At 43.9% G+C, this 20805-nt stretch carries 17 protein-coding genes and 2 pseudogenes; 8 read left to right on the top strand and 11 right to left on the bottom strand.

Annotation, left to right across the window (positions count from 1 at the left end; all coding sequences use genetic code 11):
- Positions 1–100: 100 nt before the first annotated feature.
- The 4 genes from BLL41_RS12975 to mneS form a co-directional block, all read right to left on the bottom strand.
- Positions 101–2314 (bottom strand): transglutaminase TgpA family protein, encoded by a 2214-nt coding sequence (locus tag BLL41_RS12975; RefSeq protein WP_071578148.1) that lies wholly within the window; start codon positions 2312–2314, stop codon positions 101–103.
- A gap of 21 nt (positions 2315–2335) precedes the next feature.
- Positions 2336–3532: a DUF58 domain-containing protein gene (locus BLL41_RS12970; RefSeq protein WP_071578147.1), complete on the bottom strand. Its 1197-nt coding sequence runs from the start codon at positions 3530–3532 to the stop codon at positions 2336–2338.
- A complete protein-coding gene (locus BLL41_RS12965) occupies positions 3532–4494 on the bottom strand; it encodes an AAA family ATPase (RefSeq protein WP_071578146.1) in 963 nt (320 codons plus the stop codon). The genes BLL41_RS12970 and BLL41_RS12965 overlap by 1 nt, the downstream gene beginning before the upstream one ends.
- 150 nt (positions 4495–4644) lie before the next feature.
- Positions 4645–5517: a manganese transporter MneS gene (mneS, locus tag BLL41_RS12960; protein WP_071578145.1), complete on the bottom strand. Its 873-nt coding sequence runs from the start codon at positions 5515–5517 to the stop codon at positions 4645–4647.
- Positions 5518–5913: 396 nt separating this feature from the next.
- Here mneS and gabP point away from each other — a divergent pair, with 396 nt between their 5' ends.
- The 6 genes and pseudogenes from gabP to BLL41_RS12925 form a co-directional block, all read left to right on the top strand.
- Complete coding sequence (gabP, locus tag BLL41_RS12950; RefSeq protein WP_071578144.1) at positions 5914–7323, top strand: GABA permease; 1410 nt, start codon at positions 5914–5916, stop codon at positions 7321–7323.
- A gap of 124 nt (positions 7324–7447) precedes the next feature.
- Positions 7448–8989 carry an outer spore coat copper-dependent laccase CotA gene (cotA, locus tag BLL41_RS12945; protein ID WP_071578143.1) on the top strand — a complete coding sequence of 514 codons (1542 nt, stop codon included), beginning with the start codon at positions 7448–7450 and terminating at the stop codon, positions 8987–8989.
- A 136-nt stretch (positions 8990–9125) separates the two neighbouring features.
- A pseudogene (locus BLL41_RS12940) lies at positions 9126–9522 on the top strand (DUF4003 family protein); the annotation flags it as partial.
- 93 nt (positions 9523–9615) lie between these two features.
- Entirely contained in the window at positions 9616–10431 is an 816-nt protein-coding gene (locus tag BLL41_RS12935; RefSeq protein ID WP_071578142.1) for an alpha/beta fold hydrolase, read from the top strand.
- An 82-nt stretch (positions 10432–10513) separates the two neighbouring features.
- Complete coding sequence (locus BLL41_RS12930) at positions 10514–10723, top strand: cold-shock protein (protein WP_003234008.1); 210 nt, start codon at positions 10514–10516, stop codon at positions 10721–10723.
- 184 nt (positions 10724–10907) lie between these two features.
- Positions 10908–11063 (top strand): annotated as a pseudogene (locus tag BLL41_RS12925) (hypothetical protein); the annotation flags it as partial.
- A gap of 35 nt (positions 11064–11098) precedes the next feature.
- Here BLL41_RS12925 and BLL41_RS12920 read toward each other — a convergent pair.
- Together BLL41_RS12920 and walM are read right to left on the bottom strand one after the other, a co-directional pair.
- Entirely contained in the window at positions 11099–12145 is a 1047-nt protein-coding gene (locus tag BLL41_RS12920; protein WP_071578140.1) for a PD40 domain-containing protein, read from the bottom strand.
- Positions 12146–12210: 65 nt separating this feature from the next.
- Positions 12211–12582 (bottom strand): cell wall metabolism protein WalM, encoded by a 372-nt coding sequence (gene walM / locus BLL41_RS12915; protein WP_003234013.1) that lies wholly within the window; start codon positions 12580–12582, stop codon positions 12211–12213.
- A gap of 437 nt (positions 12583–13019) precedes the next feature.
- Between walM and bdhA the strand changes: the two genes are divergently transcribed.
- Entirely contained in the window at positions 13020–14060 is a 1041-nt protein-coding gene (bdhA, locus tag BLL41_RS12910) for a (R,R)-butanediol dehydrogenase (protein WP_071578139.1), read from the top strand.
- Positions 14061–14107: 47 nt separating this feature from the next.
- Here bdhA and iolT read toward each other — a convergent pair whose 3' ends face one another.
- Positions 14108–15529 carry a myo-inositol transporter IolT gene (iolT, locus tag BLL41_RS12905; protein WP_071578138.1) on the bottom strand — a complete coding sequence of 474 codons (1422 nt, stop codon included), beginning with the start codon at positions 15527–15529 and terminating at the stop codon, positions 14108–14110.
- A gap of 566 nt (positions 15530–16095) precedes the next feature.
- Between iolT and BLL41_RS12900 the strand changes: the two genes are divergently transcribed.
- Positions 16096–17121: a potassium channel family protein gene (locus BLL41_RS12900; protein ID WP_071578137.1), complete on the top strand. Its 1026-nt coding sequence runs from the start codon at positions 16096–16098 to the stop codon at positions 17119–17121.
- 46 nt (positions 17122–17167) lie between these two features.
- Here the strand turns inward: BLL41_RS12900 and BLL41_RS12895 are convergent, their stop codons facing one another.
- The 4 genes from BLL41_RS12895 to BLL41_RS12880 form a co-directional block, all read right to left on the bottom strand.
- Positions 17168–18139 carry an SPFH domain-containing protein gene (locus BLL41_RS12895; RefSeq protein ID WP_003234032.1) on the bottom strand — a complete coding sequence of 324 codons (972 nt, stop codon included), beginning with the start codon at positions 18137–18139 and terminating at the stop codon, positions 17168–17170.
- A gap of 30 nt (positions 18140–18169) precedes the next feature.
- A complete protein-coding gene (locus BLL41_RS12890) occupies positions 18170–18934 on the bottom strand; it encodes a TPM domain-containing protein (protein WP_071578136.1) in 765 nt (254 codons plus the stop codon).
- Positions 18934–19959, bottom strand: a complete 1026-nt coding sequence (locus BLL41_RS12885; protein ID WP_071578135.1) for a TFIIB-type zinc ribbon-containing protein — start codon at positions 19957–19959, stop codon at positions 18934–18936. The genes BLL41_RS12890 and BLL41_RS12885 overlap by 1 nt, the downstream gene beginning before the upstream one ends.
- A gap of 65 nt (positions 19960–20024) precedes the next feature.
- Positions 20025–20708, bottom strand: a complete 684-nt coding sequence (locus BLL41_RS12880) for a PspA/IM30 family protein (RefSeq protein WP_071578134.1) — start codon at positions 20706–20708, stop codon at positions 20025–20027.
- Positions 20709–20805: the final 97 nt, after the last annotated feature.

Raw genomic sequence — 20805 nt, 5'->3', positions numbered from 1 at the left:
TCGTTCCGCCCTCTTTGGCAAGGCCGTTTGCCGGAGTCAGGCCAACTCGCTCCCAGACTCCGATAATATTCACTAATTCTAACAACACGTTGATAAGTGGTCAAGACCATCTTCTTTTAATTAAATTTTCCCATAACTCTCTCGAATCATTCCATAGCGCCGAAGAATCTTCATTTCTGTAAAGCGCCCTTTCATAGCTTAATGTCAGCTTTGACATGTCTTCTATGTCGTATTTTTCATCGATTCGTTTTGCATAATCACGCAGCGTTTCACTGTCTCGTTTCGGCAGTCCTTTTCTCTTCAGTTGTTTCAGCAGCGCGCCATATGCCTCAAAAAACGCGTGCTGATCGCTGCGCCGCTTCAATTTCCTCACTGCGAAAACAGGAATCCATAACGAACGGAAAGCATACAGCAATACCGCTGCCACCAGGAGGGCTGCAAGAGCCACAAGCGCTGCATACCAGCCTGCACCGGCATTTGTATGCGAAGCGGACGGCTTTTTAGAAACAGCTGGCTCCCGCTTTTCCTTTTGTTTTGCCTCTTTTTGCGGCTGTTTTTTCTCTTCTTTCTGTTTCTCTTTTGCTTTCTTCGGCGAGCTGCTGTTAGCGCTGCCGGAGTCCTTTGTTTCAGAAGAAGTAAATTGAGCCGGATTTGTAAACCCTTTAGTCGGCTCAAATGTAACCCAGCCCTGTTCCGGGAAATACACCTCTACCCAGGAATGGGCATTGTTATTTGTCACTTCGTAGATGCTGCCATTTTTGTTTCCTGCTTCTTTGTATTCGCCGGACGTATAACCCTTTACCCAGCGGGCCGGAATGCCGGCCGAGCGCAAGAGCACCACCATGGCGGAAGAAAAGTTATCACAATAACCCATTTTCGTTTCAAACAGAAATTGATCGACATAATCCTCATCATTCTTAGGAATGGTCACGTTTTCTGTTTCATATGTGAACGCATTTGATCCTAAATAGTCCTCAACCGCTTTCACCTTATCAAACATATTGTCGTGATCCTGAGTCAGTTTGATCGCAAGGGTTCTCACCCGCTCCGGCAGTGAATCTGGAAGCTGCATGTAGCGATCGCTGAATGTGTACTCCTCACTGTTTTTTCTCACTTTTACCTTTCTCAGTTCATCCAGCTTATAGACCGGGGAATTGTACGCTACTGTATAATTCCCCATATTTCTGATTTCACCGGCTTGTTCACTGATCGGAGAAATTTGCTCCGTATTGCCGTTCATTTCAAGTGAGACAGCCTGCTTTGGCTGAATGGTTTCCGCACCAATCGGATACATCACATGGTTGTACCCATAGTGCTTATCAACTTTTACACGGACTGTGCGGCGCTCTGTTGCAACTTTATGGTCAAACCACAGATTTTCCACTTTTCCTCCGCTAAGCTGATATGACATGCCTGTGTCTGTTTCAATCCAGCCTTTCCCGGTATACGTATCCTTCGTTTCCACACGGAAATACGTCCGCTCTTTTCCCTGCCATGTAAAAACAGGAGTAGCATCCTGCTGGAACGGGCCGCCGAGTGATTCATCATGATTCCCGTATCCAATTTTGCTTTCCCCTGCAGACACGCGGTCTTGATGAGTGATTTTTTTAAGAAAAGGCACCGGATCAGGCCAGGCTGGATCTGATTTGGGAGCGGCGAGTCCGAAGCCCACTGCAGCCAAAACCAATACAGATAAAGGAAGAAACCATTTCAGGACAGATGTTTTTGGCAGTGTGATTCTTTCCATCAGCTTAATGCGTTCTAAGTACAAAAGGCCCAGCATAAAGAAGCCGATCAGCACGATACGGATGACGGCAAATGTGGCATCATATGGCGTAAAGGTATCAAGAATCGTAATATACGCTACTGTCATCATAAAGAAAAACAATATTCTTCTCTGGTAAATCACCCAATAATGCAGGAGATAGACCAGCAGCCACAGCAGCACAAAAAACAGCAGGGTCCGAAAAGAAGGAATCATGTCATTCCATTGCCCTGATTGAATCAGCGTGATATTCAGATAGACATCCTGCAAAAAAGAGCTGATCCAGCTCAAGTCGAATATAGATCCTTGATAAAACAGGATGTGTATCGAGAGCAATGTAAATAAGATACAAAAAGGAACGGTGACAAACCACCTCATCCGGAAAAAAGTCAGCAGAAACGTCAAGCCGATAAAGACAATAAAAAACCCCGTATGTTTCGTTTCAGTAAAACTGTCAAGCGGCCTGAGCCACTCCCACAGCAATAAAAAAGCCAGAAAATAAAATAACAGCAAGCTCAAACGGCTTCCCTTCTGATCATCGTGCGGCATGTGAACCCGTCACCTCTCTTTCTAAACAACACGCGAAACTCGTCCGCCCCTCATGACCTGAACTCTGATTTGGCGTTTCATCATGCGTTCAATCACGATATTTTCAGCTTGAGAAAGCTCAGCATCTTTCTCTTTTGCCAGTATCACCGTAACCCGGCCGCCTCCGGTTTCTGCGAGGTGCAGCAGATCTTCCGTTAACTGTCCCGTGACGACCACTTGATCAGCCTGGCGAACAGATGGCTTTCCCAGCTCCTCCCGTACATATCGGCTTATCGGGTCAGCCGCATCACAATGAACCACTGCTAAATGCCGAAGCATGTGCTTAAAATGCTGATCCCCTTCCTGAATAGGGAAAATGTTTTTTTCCTTTCCGACGGAAGCCAATCCCGCGCCCGCTCCGTTTTTTAAAACAGAATAAAGGATCGAAGCAGTCGCTGCAACGACCTCTTCGAATGCTTCAGAGGGAAAACGGTCCATCAGAAGAAACAGATTTTTGCTTCGGGACGGTTCAAATTCCTTCGTCATCAGCTGGCTCCGCCGTGCAGAAGTCTTCCAATCTAATGCAGCAAACCGGTCTCCCGGCTGATAATTCCGCACACTTGCTGCAACTGAGGAATGGTGCTGATGAATAGGAGAAGAACCGCTTACACCGTCTTCCTGATGCCTTTCATTCACCTGATAGGAAAAACGCTGAAAGGATGGATAAACAAACAGGATATCTTCCAGCTCAAAAAATGCTGTTTTTTCAATCAATCCAAGAACATCTCCGGTTCGCACCCTGACAGCATGGAAGTGATGCTCTCCGCGCGGTACCCGAGCTAATTCATACGACATCGTCATACTCCGTTTAAACCAAGGAAAAACGAGCCGTTTGGCCGCAGCTTCGTCTCGCTTCAATGACTCAATTCCTTCTGGCAGGCAATCTTCAATCACCATATACATCAGGGGAAACGGCAGCTTCCGTCTCAGCGTAACCGTCACGCCCAGCCTGTCCCCCGCATGCAATTGTGTTTTATCCATTTGCCGTGAAGCCTGAAATGAGCGGAGCGGATACAATGCCAGCAGCCCGGCATACAAGACAAAAGGGAGTAACGCGTAAAACAAAAACCAGCTGACAAAGCCGCCCTGAAACATCGCATAAGAAAAAACAGCAGCCGTCAATAAAGTTAATATCATCAGCTTCCAACCATATACAAGCCATTGCCATTTCTTATTCATCAGCGGACCGACGACCTTTGAACAGGCACCTTCACAGCTGACATGATCTCCCCTACGATCGCTTCTGCCTGAATCCCTTCAAATTTCGCCTCAGGATGAAGCATCATCCGGTGCGGCAGCGTGAAAGGAGCTAAATATTGAATATCATCCGGGATGACATAGTCGCGATGATGCAGCAGTGCGTATGCCTGTGCCCCTTTCATAAGAGCGATTGAGCCGCGCGGACTGACGCCTAATTGAACAGAGGGATGCTGTCTCGTTTTCTGCACGATTTCAACGATATATTCTTTAATACTGTCATCAGCACGGACATTTTGCACTTCCCGCTGCAAACGGATAAAATCTTCTCTAGTAATAACCGGCTCAAGCGTCTCAATCGGATGGCTTTTTTCCTGAAGAGATAAGACGTCAAGCTCTTCATTAAAAGACGGATAACCCATCCGAAGTTTGAATAAAAAACGGTCAAGCTGGGCTTCCGGCAAAGGATAGGTCCCTTCATATTCGACCGGGTTTTGCGTTGCCATCACAAAAAACGGAGCGGCAAGCGGCATCGTATGGCCATCTACCGTTACGCTTCCCTCTTCCATCGCTTCAAGCAAAGCTGACTGTGTCTTCGGAGAGGTACGGTTGATTTCATCGGCCAGCACGATATTTCCCATAATGGGACCGGGACGATATTCAAATTCCATCGTTTTCGCATTATAGATAGATACCCCTGTTACATCAGATGGCAGCAAATCCGGAGTGAATTGGATTCTTTTAAAATCGGCGCTGATTGACTTCGCCAGCGCGCGGACCATCATCGTTTTTCCGACTCCGGGTACATCCTCAAGCAGCACATGCCCTTTGGCAAGAAGGGCTGCTAAGCTGAGTATGGCGATGTCTCGTTTTCCAACCATTACTCTATTAATATGTTCGACTGCTTTCCCCAGCAAAGGATGCAGGTCTTCTTGATATGCCATTCTTTTCCTCCTATTTATCTGCAAAATTCATCGTATCGTAACCTAACTTTACCACAAAAAGAGATTTGTATAAAAAAACGATTCTAGCAAATTGTTTCCAACCAAGCAGGATAAATCACACAAAAAAGCTTCCTGTGACAGGAAGCTCCATTATTTTTGTTCCAAAGGCTCCATATGAACATGTGAATAGTCAATCGCATGCTCCTCCTTCATCCTCCGCTCAATTTCATTAGCTATATCGTGGCTTTCCGTAATATTTAAATCTGCCGATACCTCAACCACCACATCAACATGAACCGTACTGCCCAAGTATCTTGCTTTTATGTCTTTTAAACGGCTCACACCGGAGATTTTTTCGATCGTCTGTTTATAAGCTGAAATGTCCTTTGTGTCGAATCCATCTGTCAAAGAGTGAGATGACTCTTTAAAAATATCCCATGCGGTCTTGCAAATGAGAACACCGATCACAAACGCAGTGACCGTATCAATCCAAGCAAGATGGAATTGAGCAGCCACAATGCCGATAAAAGTGCCGATACTGACGAACGCATCTGATTTATTATCAGCAGCCGCAGCAAGGAGCGCCTGGCTCTTTACCTTTTTGGCCAGCCTTTTATTGTACTGGTAAACGATCAGCATCAGTGCTGCCCCGCCTGCTGCCGTCCAAGCCGCGATCATATCCGGCGTCTCTTGCTTAGCAGAAAAAATAGATTCGCCAGCGCTGAACAGCACTTGCAGGCCGACAACCATCATAATAAAGGATGCGATAAGCGATGCTATCGTTTCCGCCCGAAAGTGGCCGTATGGATGATCTTCGTCAGGAGGTTTTTGAGAGATGCGCAGGCCGATCAGAACAGCGACAGAAGCAATAATGTCAGTTGTGTTATTTAACCCGTCTGCCGTAAGTGCTTCCGAGTGAAAAAAATAACCGATGATCAGTTTAATCGCGGAAAGGACAAGATACGCGCCAATGCTGACCAGCGCCCCAGATTCGCCTTTTTTCAATTCATCATATCTCTCCATACAAAACCTCCTCTCCGCTCACGTTTTCCTATGATTATCATACAAAGCTGAACCGCAGTGGGTCTACAGAAACATGATTCACCCGCCACAGAAAAATAGTGATGGTGGAACACTTTTTCTCTAATCCAATTTATTTTCACTCTAAAAAGGCCTTTAATCCCAATGAAATCAACTCATTAGCGTTCTTTAGAATTGGAAATATCAAACAAACCCGTAAAAGTGAATAATAAACGAAATATTCTTTTCTATATTTTATGAAAGCGCAAACAAAACACTGCAAATTCGAAATAAAACGTTATATTTTCTCACATGAATTTTCGACAAACTGTATATTTATGATAGAGTTTCAATTATCATAATATTCAGTAATGATTTCATTCTTAAAGGAGGTAACTTATGAACCAGTCTCAACCAGAATTAAAAAAAGAATTAAAGACCCGCCATATGACAATGATTTCGATCGCCGGCGTAATCGGAGCCGGGCTATTTGTAGGCAGCGGTTCAGTGATTCACTCGACCGGTCCCGGTGCGATTGTTTCTTACGCGTTGGCCGGATTATTGGTGATTTTTATTATGAGAATGCTCGGTGAGATGTCTGCCGTAAACCCGACAAGCGGATCGTTTTCTCAATACGCTCACGACTCCATCGGACCGTGGGCAGGATTTACAATCGGCTGGCTGTATTGGTTTTTCTGGGTGATCGTTATCGCGATCGAAGCCATTGCCGGTGCTGGCATTATTCAATACTGGTTCCATGATATTCCGCTCTGGCTGACAAGTTTGATTTTGACGATTGTGCTCACCCTGACAAACGTCTACTCCGTTAAGTCTTTCGGTGAGTTTGAATATTGGTTCTCCCTCATTAAAGTTGTGACCATCATTGCTTTTCTAATCGTTGGTTTTGCCTTTATTTTTGGCTTTGCCCCGGGCAGTGAGCCAGTCGGTTTTGCGAATATTACAGGCAAAGGCGGATTTTTCCCGGAAGGCATCAGCTCTGTATTGCTCGGCATTGTCGTTGTCATCTTCTCTTTTATGGGAACTGAAATCGTTGCCATTGCAGCAGGAGAAACATCCAACCCGATCGAATCTGTGACAAAAGCAACCAGATCCGTTGTATGGCGCATCATCGTCTTTTACGTGGGCTCTATCGCCGTTGTCGTGGCGCTCTTGCCATGGAATTCAGCAAATATTTTAGAAAGCCCTTTCGTCGCTGTACTTGAGCATATAGGAGTGCCGGCAGCCGCACAGATCATGAACTTTATCGTCCTCACAGCCGTGCTCTCTTGCCTGAATTCAGGTTTGTACACCACATCCAGAATGCTATATTCACTTGCAGAAAGAAATGAGGCGCCGCGCCGTTTTATGAAATTGAGCAAAAAAGGCGTTCCCGTACAAGCTATTGTAGCCGGAACATTTTTCTCTTATATCGCGGTCGTAATGAACTATTTTTCACCGGATACTGTCTTTCTATTCTTAGTCAACTCATCAGGCGCAATCGCTTTACTCGTCTACCTTGTCATCGCTGTTTCCCAGCTGAGAATGCGGAAAAAACTCGAAAAAACAAACCCGGAAGCTTTGAAGATCAAAATGTGGCTTTTCCCTTTCCTAACTTACTTGACCATCATCGCTATCTGCGGAATTTTAGTGTCCATGGCGTTTATTGATTCCATGCGAGATGAGCTGCTGCTGACAGGTGTCATCACGGGAATCGTTCTGATTTCTTACCTTGTGTTCAGAAAACGCAAGGTGGGCGAGAAAGCAGCTGCAAAGCCAGTCACACATCAGCAGCCCGATATCCTGCCTTAATGCTGATCAAATCCTAAACGGCCTGCCGTTTAGGATTTTGTTATTAGATTTTTTGTAACCATCACGTCCTTATTGTCATTAACTATAGTACCAATTTGGAAAATTTAAATAAGGACAGATGAAAATGACACTTGAAAAATTTGTGGATGCTCTCCCAATCCCAGATACACTAAAGCCAGTGCAGCAATCAAAAGAAAAAACATACTACGAAGTCACCATGGAGGAATGCACTCATCAGCTTCACCGCGATCTCCCTCCGACCCGCCTGTGGGGTTACAACGGCTTATTCCCGGGGCCTACCATTGAGGTTAAAAGAAATGAAAACGTATATGTGAAATGGATGAATAACCTTCCTTCCACGCATTTCCTTCCGGTTGATCACACTATTCATCACAGTGACAGCCAGCATGAGGAACCCGAAGTAAAGACTGTTGTTCATTTACACGGCGGCGTCACGCCAGATGATAGTGACGGATATCCGGAGGCTTGGTTTTCCAAAGACTTTGAACAAACAGGACCTTATTTCAAAAGAGAGGTTTATCATTACCCTAATCAGCAGCGCGGGGCTATATTGTGGTATCACGATCACGCCATGGCGCTCACCAGGCTAAATGTCTATGCCGGACTTGTCGGCGCTTATATCATTCATGATCCAAAGGAAAAACGCTTAAAACTGCCTTCAGGCGAATACGATGTGCCGCTTCTTATCACAGACCGCACAATCAATGAGGACGGTTCTTTGTTTTATCCGAGCGCACCGGAAAACCCTTCTCCGTCACTGCCTAATCCTTCAATCGTTCCGGCTTTTTGCGGAGAAACCATACTCGTCAACGGGAAGGTATGGCCATACTTGGAAGTCGAGCCGAGGAAATACCGATTCCGCGTCATCAACGCCTCCAACACAAGAACCTATAATCTGTCACTCGATAATGGCGGAGAGTTTATTCAGGTCGGTTCAGATGGAGGACTCCTGCCGCGATCTGTTAAACTGAATTCTTTCAGCCTTGCGCCTGCTGAACGTTACGATATCATCATTGACTTCACAGCGCATGAAGGAGAATCGATCATTTTGGCAAACAGCGCGGGCTGCGGCGGTGACGTCAATCCTGAAACAGATGCGAATATCATGCAATTCAGAGTCACAAAACCATTGGCGCAAAAAGACGAAAGCAGAAAGCCGAAGTACCTCGCCTCATACCCTTCAGTACAGCATGAAAGAATACAAAACATCAGAACACTAAAACTGGCAGGAACCCAAGACGAATACGGCAGACCCGTCCTTCTGCTTAATAACAAACGCTGGCACGATCCTGTCACAGAAGCACCAAAAGCCGGCACAACTGAAATATGGTCCATTATCAACCCGACACGCGGAACACATCCGATTCACCTGCATCTGGTCTCCTTCCGTGTATTAGACCGGCGTCCGTTTGATATCGCCCGTTATCAAGAAAGCGGGGAATTGTCCTATACGGGTCCGGCTATCCCGCCGCCGCCAAGTGAAAAGGGATGGAAAGACACCATTCAAGCGCATGCAGGTGAAGTCCTGAGAATCGCGGCGACATTCGGACCGTACAGCGGACGATACGTATGGCACTGCCATATTCTTGAACATGAAGACTATGACATGATGAGACCGATGGATATAACTGATCCCAACAAATAACCCGACAAACTTGCCTTCTAGCAGGCAAGTTTTTCTTTATGAAACCTTTACCCTTTTTTTCCGTATTACGTAAAAACAGCGAAAAGGAGATGCTTTTTATGCTGACACCGATCTACATGAAAAAACAAAGCAATACATTTCTCTTTATGCTGAATGAAAATCAAAATTAAAATGAAAAGTTTCACACGATCAGATATTAATACTCATTTCTTCTGCATATATTGTGAATAAAAGAGAGTTTGATTTTCAGCGCTTTTATGATTTGAGCAGCGATATTAAATCAAACATCGGCAGCTTCTCAACACTCAATTCACACCACCGCTTTACTGTTGCTTCTATTCTGGACATTCATTTTCAGCATGAGGCAAAACAAACATGTCATACTTTCATTGATGTATACAATGAAATGGTGAGCTAGGATATAAACGGGATATGTTTACATACCTTTCTGCTCTGATCTTGCTCACCGGCACATCTGAAACGGCAAACCAAAAAGAACAGCTGAAAAAATGGGGCCAGCTGTTTATCAGCGATGAAGAAAAATCTGCTGATGGGAATCAGGACTATACACCGCTACCGCAACAGCAGCCAGTCATACTCATGACGGAAACTAAGGGAGGAGAAATATGCCATACATCACATTAGAAGATCAGACACGCCTTTACTATGAAACACATGGGAGCGGGACACCGATCCTGTTTATACATGGGGTGCTGATGAGCGGACAATTTTTCCACAAACAATTTTCGGCGCTTTCTGCCAATTATCAATGTATTCGACTTGATCTTAGAGGGCACGGCGAATCTGACAAAGTGCTTCACGGGCACACCATTTCCCAATACGCCCGTGACGTAAGGGAATTTCTAAACGCAATGGAGCTTGATCATGTCGTTCTTGCCGGCTGGTCAATGGGAGCCTTTGTCGTATGGGATTATCTCAATCAATTTGGGAATGATAACATACAAGCTGCTGTAATTATCGATCAATCTGCTTCCGACTATCAATGGGAGGGCTGGGAACACGGTCCGTTTGATTTTGACGGTTTAAAAACAGCGATGCACGCCATTCAGGCTGACCCGCTGCCATTCTACGAAAGCTTCATCCAGAATATGTTCGCAGAACCGCCTGCCGAAACAGAAACAGAATGGATGCTGGCAGAAATCCTCAAACAGCCTGCCGCCATTTCAAGCACGATTTTATTTAACCAAACGGCTGCTGATTACCGCGGCACTCTTCAAAATATTAGTGTGCCGACATTGCTGTGCTTCGGGGAAGACCGGAAATTTTTCTCTACCGCAGCTGGGGAACACTTGCGCAGCAACATTCCAAACTCGACACTCGTCACCTTTTCTAATAGCAGCCATTGCCCGTTTTTAGAAGAGCCAGATGCTTTTAACAGCACACTCCTCTCCTTTTTAGATGGGCTGACTGGAAAGTCATAAAGAAAAAGGAATTAGGAGATTAGGGAAAAGTATGAGACAATAAGAAATGTGCAGTAAAATACATGAGGGAAGAAGTGACTTTATGTCTTACTATAACAAACGTAATCAAGAACCGCTGCCAAAAGAAGATGTGAGTACTTGGGAATGCACAAAAGAAGACTGTAACGGCTGGACCAGAAAGAACTTTGCCAGCAGTGATACGCCATTGTGCCCTTTGTGCGGAAGTAAAATGGTCGACGGCATCCGTTCATTAGTGAACCTCCAAAACAACAGCCAAACGAAAACAAGCTAGTTCTTCCCTATAACAAACGCAGTCTCCTTCAAGCAAACAAACCCCGAACGGAGACAAAATTCTATATTTCAGAATAAAGCCTCTCATTGCAAGAGGCCAAAAGGAAAGAAGCCCAAAACTCTAAACGTTTAGGGCTTTTTTGTTTGTTTCGATGGTATAATATGGATACAAAAGGAGTGATAACGTGATCTCAAACCAGCAGCAAAAAGACCTGCAAAAAAGAGCCGCGTTCAAAAAGCTGAACCTTGCAATGAACTCTTATGTTGAACTTCTGTTTTTGTCGATACCTCTAATCCATTTTTTAAAATGGCTCGGATCATTAGCCCTGCACCTCGTCAATTTAAAAACCACTCAGCCTAAGCCGAGTGGTTTTCATTAGTTGATCACAGAAAAGCTGTTGATGATGCCGTTCGGATTTTCCCATACTTTTTTGAAGGTCTTATTTTCAAGGTTATAGGAATAAATCGTCCGCACCTTAGCTTCACGCCCTGTTTCGTCCTTCAGCTTTTTAGCCCCCTTGGCTTCAGCAAGAAAATAAATGTTCTTTCCATCCTTAGAGAACTGGGGCTGCGCGTCAATTAACAGCTTAAATGATTTTTGATTTGAGATGATGCTTTCATACTTTTTCGTATCCGCATTGAGCATCTGAATAGCAGCGGTTTGCTCCGTCCCTTTTTGTGTATATGATGTAAATAAAATACGTTTATCATCATCAGAAACAGCAATATCGCTGATAAATTGGTTCAGGCTTTTCAGCTCATTAAATTTATTTTGACGGCCTTCCGCAAAATGAATCGTTGTCGGTTCAGGGTCGATGCCCTTTTCGTTTGCTTCATCTGTTTTCTTGTAGTCTTCTTCTACAGAATAATGAAGCAATGAAAATGAATCGTTTTTTTGGTTATAAAAGAAGCTGCTGACGGTGTCATCCTGGTCATTAGCGGCAGGATAAAGATTTTTGTACTTTTTCGTTTTCAGATCAAAAGCGGCGATCCGAAAATTGCTTTCGTCCGCTTTCCCTAAGCGGAAATAGATGGTTGAACGGTCCTTTGATAAAAACAAACTGTCCGCACTCTCCGCGCCTTTATAAAGCATCGTCTTTTTATTAGACTTTAGATCCAGTTTAAAAAGCCTCATTTCATTCTGTTCATTATTGCCCGTATAATAGAGCACCTGCTGTTTTTGATCCAAGGCAAATGCCGGATAGCTGGTCAGCTTCTCCTCATGGATCACCTTGTCATTTTCATAATACTTTGTCAGCAGATCCGTATCTGTAATTGAAACCAGCAGCTCATCACCGCTTTCGGTATTGACTGAAACATCAGCAGCCTTCTCATGGCCTTTATCCTTTGTAACATAAAACGCAATCCCCACGGCAACTGCCGCTATTATCACTGCTAACAATAATATGATTCTTTTTTTCATCTTTTATCTCCACCAATAGAAAAAGCAAGAATGTGACTTCTTGCTTTCCAGATTATATATGTACATTAATAGCTGTAATGCCCCGCTACTTTACCTTTGCTTAATGGATATCCAAGCGCTTTAAACGCTTTAGGGCTAACATCCAGCACTGCATTAGGCATTCTGCCAACATCATTTTTATAAACCGTAATCACCTTTTTAGGCTTCGCTTTTGCATAAGCTCTGATTTTTGTCCCGTTTCTAGGAACATCAAATCCGATTTTGGTCGCACAATCCCAATGTCCAAGTTTCTTACCTGAAGAGCCTTTTTTCCCGACTCCATTATACCAAGTAATATTTCCGTTCACATGTTTCGCACTGGCATCTGATGAAAAACTAAAAGCTCCCAAAGTACTTCCTACTAAGATAAAAGCGGCTAAAATGACTTTCTTCAACATTTCGTCCCCCTGTTTGTTAACATCTAGGAAGATTATACACGATCAACCAGCTATTTTTCATTTCAATATCCTTACAGTAATGTTACAAAGTCAAAAACGTTGCCTCTGCTAAAATAAACCATGGAAGATTATCCTATTATAATAGCGGTATTAGCGTTATAATTATTGATAGAGTAGTTGTCGCATTCAATATGAACGAACCATTACCGTATTGTTCAAACCAAATTCATAGCTATGTAAACGATTGATACTCTCATATAAAGAAAAAAAAGTGTGCGAGACTCTTTTTTCTTCAAAGTTTCTTTTTTCAAAAAAACGTAGATTATATTATATAAAAATTTCATTTCTTTTTTGGTTTTAAAAATGGCGATTTTGTGAACAGTTCATATTGACCGGTGCGGAATTACTCACATCAAAAGTTATAGGAGTGGTAATCCATGAAGGCAGCAAGATGGCATAACCAAAAGGATATCCGTATTGAACATATTGAAGAGCCGAAAACGGAGCCGGGAAAAGTAAAGATCAAAGTCAAATGGTGCGGCATCTGCGGGAGTGATTTACACGAATATCTGGGCGGCCCGATCTTTATTCCGGTTGACAAACCGCACCCGTTAACAAATGAAACAGCACCTGTCACAATGGGGCATGAATTCTCCGGTGAAGTTGTCGAAGTCGGAGAAGGCGTTGAAAATTATAAAGTTGGAGACCGCGTCGTAGTAGAACCGATTTTTGCTACACACGGTCACCAAGGCGCTTACAACCTTGATGAACAAATGGGATTCCTCGGCTTAGCCGGCGGAGGCGGCGGTTTCTCTGAATACGTCTCTGTAGATGAAGAGCTTTTGTTCAAACTCCCTGATGAATTATCATACGAACAAGGTGCGCTCGTTGAACCTTCAGCAGTCGCTCTATATGCTGTCCGCTCAAGCAAACTCAAAGCCGGCGACAAAGCGGCTGTATTCGGCTGCGGCCCGATCGGACTTCTGGTGATTGAAGCGCTGAAGGCTGCCGGTGCTACTGATATTTATGCTGTTGAGCTTTCACCTGAACGCCAGCAAAAGGCTGAGGAGCTTGGCGCGATCATCGTTGATCCGTCTAAAACAGACGATGTAGTCGCTGAGATTGCAGAACGTACAGGAGGCGGAGTTGACGTAGCATTTGAAGTCACTGGTGTTCCAGTGGTGTTACGACAAGCCATCCAGTCCACTACAATTGCCGGTGAAACAGTCATCGTCAGCATTTGGGAAAAAGGTGCTGAAATCCATCCGAACGATATCGTCATCAAAGAACGAACAGTAAAAGGAATTATCGGATACCGCGACATCTTCCCGGCTGTATTGTCATTAATGAAAGAAGGCTATTTCTCAGCCGAAAAACTCGTAACGAAAAAAATCGTGCTAGATGATTTGATCGAGGAAGGCTTCGGGGCTCTTATTAAAGAGAAAAACCAAGTCAAAATCCTTGTCAGACCTAACTAATAGGTTATAAAAAAGAATCCGCGCTCGTATGCGGATTCTTTTTTATTTTATCCAATCACTTCAGCGCCAGAATCTTTCTTGGCCCCGCCGTGATCATAAGCGCGGAAGTTTTCCTCCAGCTGCTCAAGCGAAAGTCCTTTCGTTTCCGGTAAAAACTTCTTCACAAACAGGACAGAGCAAATTCCTAATCCAACGAAGATAAAGAACGTTGTGGACAGCCCAATGGCGGCCAGCAATATCGGAAACGTGAAACTGACTGCAAAATTCACCATCCACAGACAGAATACCGTGACACCCATTCCCAGTCCGCGAAGACGAAGCGGGAAAATCTCAGAAAGCATCAGCCACGTCACTGGTGAAATGGCCCCTTGCTGAAAAGCAAGGAATGTAACCGTTAGTGACAGAACCACATATGGAAGTGCCGGTGATCCTTGAAGTACAAGCGAAAAAATCCCAATCAGCAATAATGCTGTTGTCGTACCGATCAAGCCCGTCATCAGCATCGGCCGGCGCCCCACTCTTCCCAGCAGCCAGATTCCGACGAATGTTGCCAATACTGAAATCACGCCATTCGCAATGTTTCCGATTAAAGCGGCTTCCGTTTGGAAACCAGAATTTCTTAGAATTTCAGTCCCATAATACATAATCGAATTAACACCTGTAATTTGCTGTACAATCGCAATCCCTAATCCAATAAACACAATACGGCGCACCCATGGGACTGAAAGATCTTTAAACGTTGCTTTTTCAAGCTGATCTTCTTTTTTGAAAGCGAATTCAATTTCTTGCAGCTCAGCTGCTGCCCGCTTTTCATCCCTGATTTTTTTCAATACACGCAAAGCATCTTCTTTTCTGCCTTTCGAAACAAGCCAGCGGGGACTCTCGGGCATTCTGATCATTCCGAAAAACAGGAACACGGCTGGAAGTGACGCAATGACCAGCATGAACCTCCACACATGGGAGTTGTCTCCCATTGTTGTTCCAAGGATTGCATTAAAAACAAAGGCCAAAAGCTGCCCTGATACAATCATTAATTCATTCTGTGTCACCATCCGTCCCCTGCTTTCCACAGGAGACATCTCTGCTAAATAGGCAGGCACCGTTACTGATGCACCCCCTACCGCAATACCAAGCACAAAACGGGAAATGATCATGACCGTAACATTCGGAGCAAACGTACACCCGATCGTAGAAATAAAAAATATAACAGCGAGGAATAAAATATTTTTGCGGCGGCCGTTAAAATCAGACATCCTGCCGCCAAACACAGCACCCAGCGCGGCTCCAAAAAGAAGTGAACTGGTGACAAGGCCCTCTGTGAAGGCATTGAGATTAAGCTGATCCGGCTCTCCCATATAAGGCAAAGCTCCATTGAGCACACCGGTATCATAGCCAAAAAGAAGCCCGCCGAAAGTAGAGACTAAAATAATCGTGCGTAAAAATGACATTTGATTGCCTTGTTTATTCATACTGTTTCCCCCAGTCTTTTTCAAAATCGATCAATGTGTATTTCAAAAAACTTATTCCAGGGCTGCTGCCTTCCTCACATTTCGTCATCAGGCTGCAGAAAAAAGTTCTTCATGTTTTTATCCAATAGCCTTATAACCTACCCTTCTTCTTAGCATGCTGTCTCCTTGGAAGCGATTTCATTTAGATGGTCATTTCTTGAACATAACCTTGTTCATTTGGTAATTTGTAGTCACCTCATAGTTCTATTGTAGTGATATGATAGTGACATTTTTGTTATATCTGATATTATCATAATTATAAAAACGCTTTCAGTCAATATAAATTTCTGAAAATTTTTTACTCTATAAAAGGAAAATTACCAATTCAAGGGGAAAATGAGCGTTTTTCTTTATGAAAATGTGTGAATCAAGTCAAAATTCCTGTGATTTTCTGTTCATATCGATAAATGGGTAAGTTTTGGTTAACTTCATCTAAAATCAAACATTCGTTCAATTGTTTCAGAACTCAGGATAAAAGGAAATAGAGAAGAAAATAAAAGAAGGCTGACTTAAGGGAGGCAATTAAAATGAATGAGGGTTATATCATTGCAGGCCTTTTATTATTGACAGCGGGGATGATTGATTTTCTATGGACCACGTTATGGTTAGAAAGCGGTGCCGGCCCGATCACAAGATGCCTATCTGCCTGGCTGTGGAAGGGCTGCCGCAAAATCAGCGGTGACCACGCAAAGGTTCTGAGTATGGCAGGTCCACTGCTGTTATGCCTGACGTTAGTGATATGGATCAGCCTGTTTTGGAGCGGATGGGTGCTGATTTTCTCGAGCGACCCTCATTCACTTGTGGAAGTTCAATCGAAAGAACCGGCTTCCTGGCCAGACCGAATTTATTTTTCCGGCTATGTCATGTTTACATTAGGAAATGGCGATCTCGCACCAAACGGAGGCCTATGGAAGCTTGTCACAGTTATTGAAACAGCGCAAGGACTGCTTACTATCACTTTTTCCGTCACGTATTTGATTTCCGTCTTGAGTGCGGTGAATCAAAAGCGTTCCTTTGCCCAAAGTGTATTAAGTCTAGGGCATGACGGAACAGAAATCGTCCATAATGCATGGAATGGCAAAGACTTTCACGACATTGATTTTCTTCTTGTCGCCGCCTCATCAGAGCTGGGAAAGCTGACCGCTCAGCATAACGCCTTCCCCATCCTTCATTTTTACCACAGCACGCAGCATCAGGAATCCTCCATTATAGCTGTTGCTGTATTGGATGAGGCTCTAACCATTTTCAAATACGGTATTCCTGAACAATATCAGCCAAATCAGCTTCACATTAAAGAAGCACGCTCGAGTATCAAAAACTACCTGGATACCGTTCATACTGCCTATATCCATCCTGCAGAACAAGCGCCGCCGGAACCAGACATCTCAAAGCTTCAACAATCAGGCATACCGGCTTTATCAAAGCAAACATTTCAAATTGCGGTCAATTCAATAAAGGAACGTCGTCAATTGCTGCTGGGAATTGTCCAAGCGGGTGCTCGAAAGTGGCCTGTTCAGGAGCAAGCAATAGGTAACGCTTATTCTCCTAAATAAAAAAGTCCCGAGCGCTGATCACTCCGGACTTTTCGCTGTATGATTCTTATACAAGCTTCTGGCCGCAATTCGGACAAAAATTGGCTTCGCCCGTTTTTGTTCCGCAGTTTGGACAGAAATTCGGTTTGCTTCCGCTGCCAGTTGACTGTGGGCCTGATGACTGTGCCTGCTGATTCTGATTCATTTGGTTCATCATCTGATTGGCCATATTCATTCCCATCATCATTCCAGCCATATCCGAAGCCGCTCCGCCTCCGCTCATCTTTCCGGATGCCATTCCATCCGTCATTGATATTTGCTGGTATCTGTTCACATCCCCAACCATACCGTAGGAAGCGTTCTTTGTAATCATATCTTGAACCTCTTGAGGATAATTAAAGCTCATGATTTGAAAACCAGTGACCGTCATTCCGTCGCTTATTAATTGCATATCTAAGTCCTCTTGAATTCCCTTGGCAATATCAAAAGCGTTTGCTTGAAGATTAAACATATCTTTCCCTTCTCTTGTGATCCACTTCATGAGAAGCTGATCCAGAATAGAAATGATACGGGTTTTAATATCCTCTACAAAATATTGATCTTTCACGCCAGCGATTTTATCAATCAGGCTGATATAGTCCTGCACCTTGAAATTAAATGTGCCGTTTGCGCGAATGGGCATCCCGCCTGGCATTCCCGCTGCCGGAATATTTATCGCCTGTTTTGTTCCCCATCTTACGGTAAATTCCTTCGTATTGACAAACAGCACCTCAGCTCGCATGCCGCTGTTAAAGCCAAACTTAAAGCCCTTTAACGTTGAAAGGAATGGAATAATTTCTGATTCAATATCATAATCGCCATCATCTTGAAAGACTCCTTCAACCCGCCCATTGTTCAAAAAGACAGCATCCTGTCCGGGACGAATGATTAAACGGCTCCCTTTTTTGATTTCACGATTGTTCCATTTATAAAAAATCATATCATCTCTAAATTCTTCCCACTCTACTACATTCGCTAATTGATTTCTGAAAAACGACATTATGCCTCTCCCTTTCTCTATTTCTTACTTTTAAAAACTGCCCCGGCTCCCACTGTATGACGTGCCGCCTTTCGTAACACCGCCATCACTGCCGCTGTCTTTATCTGATGGTTTTCTTTCTCTTGTTACAGTCGTTCTAATATAAGTGTCGTATTGATCAATCACATCAGACGTACGCTGATCCATATATGTATTTCCATTAACCGTTACTTTGCCGCCTGCATGATAAAGCATGATTGAAACCGCAATTCCCCCGACTGCGATGGCAGCAATCAGCTGAAACCACCATGTAAAGAATATGTTGTCAGGGTTTACTCCCGGTTTTATGCCCATATCTTTATAGGAAAGCTGAATATATGTCTCAAAAGCTTTAAAATAATTTTCATTAGATAAATCAGATGAAATCGTATTTCTGATGCTATTGAGCCTGCTGTTGTCCAAATACTGTTCGGCTTTTTTGAAGCCTGCGATAAACACTTCTCTGTTTGTCATATCAATCGTCAGAATGGCTGTACTGCCTTTTCCGTAACGATCATAAAAATCGCCGGTATAGTCTGCAATATCTTCACCGTTTGTGCTTTTGGTCGTAATAATGATGAAATCAGTGTCCCTCTTTGCACCCAGCTCTGCCGAGAGAGATTCAAGTTTTCCGATCTCCACTTTTGACAATAGATGAGCACGATCGTACACATGCTGCTGCGATTCAGAGGCTCTTGCCGCTTCGATACCCAGCAAAGGCATCATGATGAAGACAGCCAGCACACCAAAGATCGCTTTCCCTAAAAATCCCCGCATCAAAATCCGCCTCCCATCATCAATGAGACGAGCTTCAACGCAAGAAATGTCCCGCCTGCTATTCCGCTAAACCATGCCGCCACTTTTCCTCGACTGATCGGCGGCTTTCCAACAACCTTTCCTGTTTGCCCGTTCATCGCAAAGATATGCTCCGCTCTTTCATAATCGTAACTGACCATCCAAACGGGAAGCAAAACGTAAAAGCTGTTCACGTTTTGCGTGTGAATATGTTTGTCCCTCACATTGACTGACGTATATCCGGAAAAAGTAGAATGGATGTATGAATCTATATAACTGCTTATTTTCTCTTTTGCCCTTGGAAAAAGCTCCTCATCGGTATAATTGTACTTTTCGGCAATATAACCGGCCAAATATGCCGTTTGAAAGTCCTTCAGCTCTTCGTATGAATAAGGCTCCAATTTGTCCATTAATTCGTCTTTCATTTTTTCAGAGGCATCGACAGGGATTTTCACATAATCGAGATTGATATCACGAAACGCTTCAAAGTGCTCTGTTTCCGTGCAAATATAATCCCCTTCTTCATACCGGTGAACCCTGGTACAGTCTGCTCTCACCTGTACTTTACTATTTAAATCAAACATCCAAAATGGAATATACATGCCTGTGATGCTTTTAATGCGATCGGCAGACATGAAACCTCTTGGTGTCAGAAGGCCTTTTTTGCACCACTTTCGAAATGCCTGCTCGGCTTCTTGCTTGCTGATTGTAAATGGGATGACTTTCGCCGGTGCCAAATGACCTGATAATCGATCGGCAAGTATTGCAGCACCCCCGCAGAAGCTGCACGTCGTTGCTGTCGTTTCAGCTTCCGTGATCAAAACGGCGCCGCAGTTTTCACATTGATATTCTTTTGCCTCGTCTTCAGAAAACCGCGCCGCAATGTTTTCTTTCGGAAGGCTTTCAATATTGTCCTGTCTTCCGCAGTTGCCGCAGGATAACGAGCCGGTTTCACTGTCAAATGCCATATCACTGCCGCAGTTCGGACACTTATAAGATATTATCATTACCGTTCCCTCTCACATCTTATGATAAAATGGCGCCGCAGCCGAAAGCTGCGGCCTCCTATGTATTACTTATCGAGCATCATTTTCGCTTTTAACGCCGCAAGTTCATCATCAACCTGGCTTGAACCGCCAGTGTCATACTTTGCAGTCAGATCAGCCATATCATCCTGCGGAGCGCTGTTCAGTTCAGCCATTGCATTGGCCTGATCAAGTGCCTTATTTACTTTGTCCTCCATACGGCCGAATGCAGACATTGATTGGCTTGTACTTGAAACAGAAGCGCCCAGTTTGTTCATTCTTTCTTGCGTTTTCGCTACTGCCCACTTCGCCTTGATCATATTTTTGCGTGCTTCCAGCTCTCCAATGTCAGATACCAATTTGTCATGCATCTTTCTCATCTGTGCGGCATTGGTTGCAGCAATTTGATTCGCCGCCTGCAGCTCAGAAAGCTTTGACTCCAAAGATGTTTTTCTTTCAAGAAATTTTCTCGCATCGCTCTCATTCCCGGCTTGCAGCGCCTTCATTGCATAGCTTTCCATCTTTTCCATATCCGCCTGGCATTCGTGACATTCTCTTTTCGCCCTCTGCTCCTCAGCCATAACAGCTGCTGTTTCTGCCTTAACCTTAGACAAATCGCTATTCATGTTTCTCAAATATTGATCTACCATTTTCTCCGGATTTTCAGCCTTGTCCAATAAAGCATTGATATTTGCAGACATAATATCTTTAAATCTTCCAATTATACTCATTATATCGTTCCTCCTAAAGCTATTCGGTAACCCTCGTTACACATATACTATTTATTATCGTTAAAAGTTTCACTTTTTTAATAAAAAATGACATTTC

Origin of the sequence: Bacillus sp. FMQ74 (genome assembly GCF_001875785.1) — a bacterium.
GTDB lineage: Bacteria > Bacillota > Bacilli > Bacillales > Bacillaceae > Bacillus > Bacillus stercoris.
The sequence above is the reverse complement of the archived record's forward strand: the minus strand, read 5'-3'. Positions and strand labels throughout refer to the sequence as shown.

Coding starts and splice junctions, on each gene's coding strand:
- BLL41_RS12885 (WP_071578135.1), bottom strand. CDS start 19,959: ATGATAATATCTTATAAGTGTCCGAACTGCGGCAGTGATATGGCATTT.
- mneS (WP_071578145.1), bottom strand. CDS start 5,517: ATGGAGAGATATGATGAATTGAAAAAAGGCGAATCTGGGGCGCTGGTC.
- BLL41_RS12935 (WP_071578142.1), top strand. CDS start 9,616: ATGCCATACATCACATTAGAAGATCAGACACGCCTTTACTATGAAACA.
- bdhA (WP_071578139.1), top strand. CDS start 13,020: ATGAAGGCAGCAAGATGGCATAACCAAAAGGATATCCGTATTGAACAT.
- BLL41_RS12890 (WP_071578136.1), bottom strand. CDS start 18,934: ATGCGGGGATTTTTAGGGAAAGCGATCTTTGGTGTGCTGGCTGTCTTC.
- BLL41_RS12965 (WP_071578146.1), bottom strand. CDS start 4,494: ATGGCATATCAAGAAGACCTGCATCCTTTGCTGGGGAAAGCAGTCGAA.
- BLL41_RS12880 (WP_071578134.1), bottom strand. CDS start 20,708: ATGAGTATAATTGGAAGATTTAAAGATATTATGTCTGCAAATATCAAT.
- BLL41_RS12930 (WP_003234008.1), top strand. CDS start 10,514: ATGTCTTACTATAACAAACGTAATCAAGAACCGCTGCCAAAAGAAGAT.
- BLL41_RS12895 (WP_003234032.1), bottom strand. CDS start 18,139: ATGTCGTTTTTCAGAAATCAATTAGCGAATGTAGTAGAGTGGGAAGAA.
- gabP (WP_071578144.1), top strand. CDS start 5,914: ATGAACCAGTCTCAACCAGAATTAAAAAAAGAATTAAAGACCCGCCAT.
- cotA (WP_071578143.1), top strand. CDS start 7,448: ATGACACTTGAAAAATTTGTGGATGCTCTCCCAATCCCAGATACACTA.
- BLL41_RS12900 (WP_071578137.1), top strand. CDS start 16,096: ATGAATGAGGGTTATATCATTGCAGGCCTTTTATTATTGACAGCGGGG.
- BLL41_RS12920 (WP_071578140.1), bottom strand. CDS start 12,145: ATGAAAAAAAGAATCATATTATTGTTAGCAGTGATAATAGCGGCAGTT.
- walM (WP_003234013.1), bottom strand. CDS start 12,582: ATGTTGAAGAAAGTCATTTTAGCCGCTTTTATCTTAGTAGGAAGTACT.
- BLL41_RS12975 (WP_071578148.1), bottom strand. CDS start 2,314: ATGCCGCACGATGATCAGAAGGGAAGCCGTTTGAGCTTGCTGTTATTT.
- BLL41_RS12970 (WP_071578147.1), bottom strand. CDS start 3,532: ATGAATAAGAAATGGCAATGGCTTGTATATGGTTGGAAGCTGATGATA.
- iolT (WP_071578138.1), bottom strand. CDS start 15,529: ATGAATAAACAAGGCAATCAAATGTCATTTTTACGCACGATTATTTTA.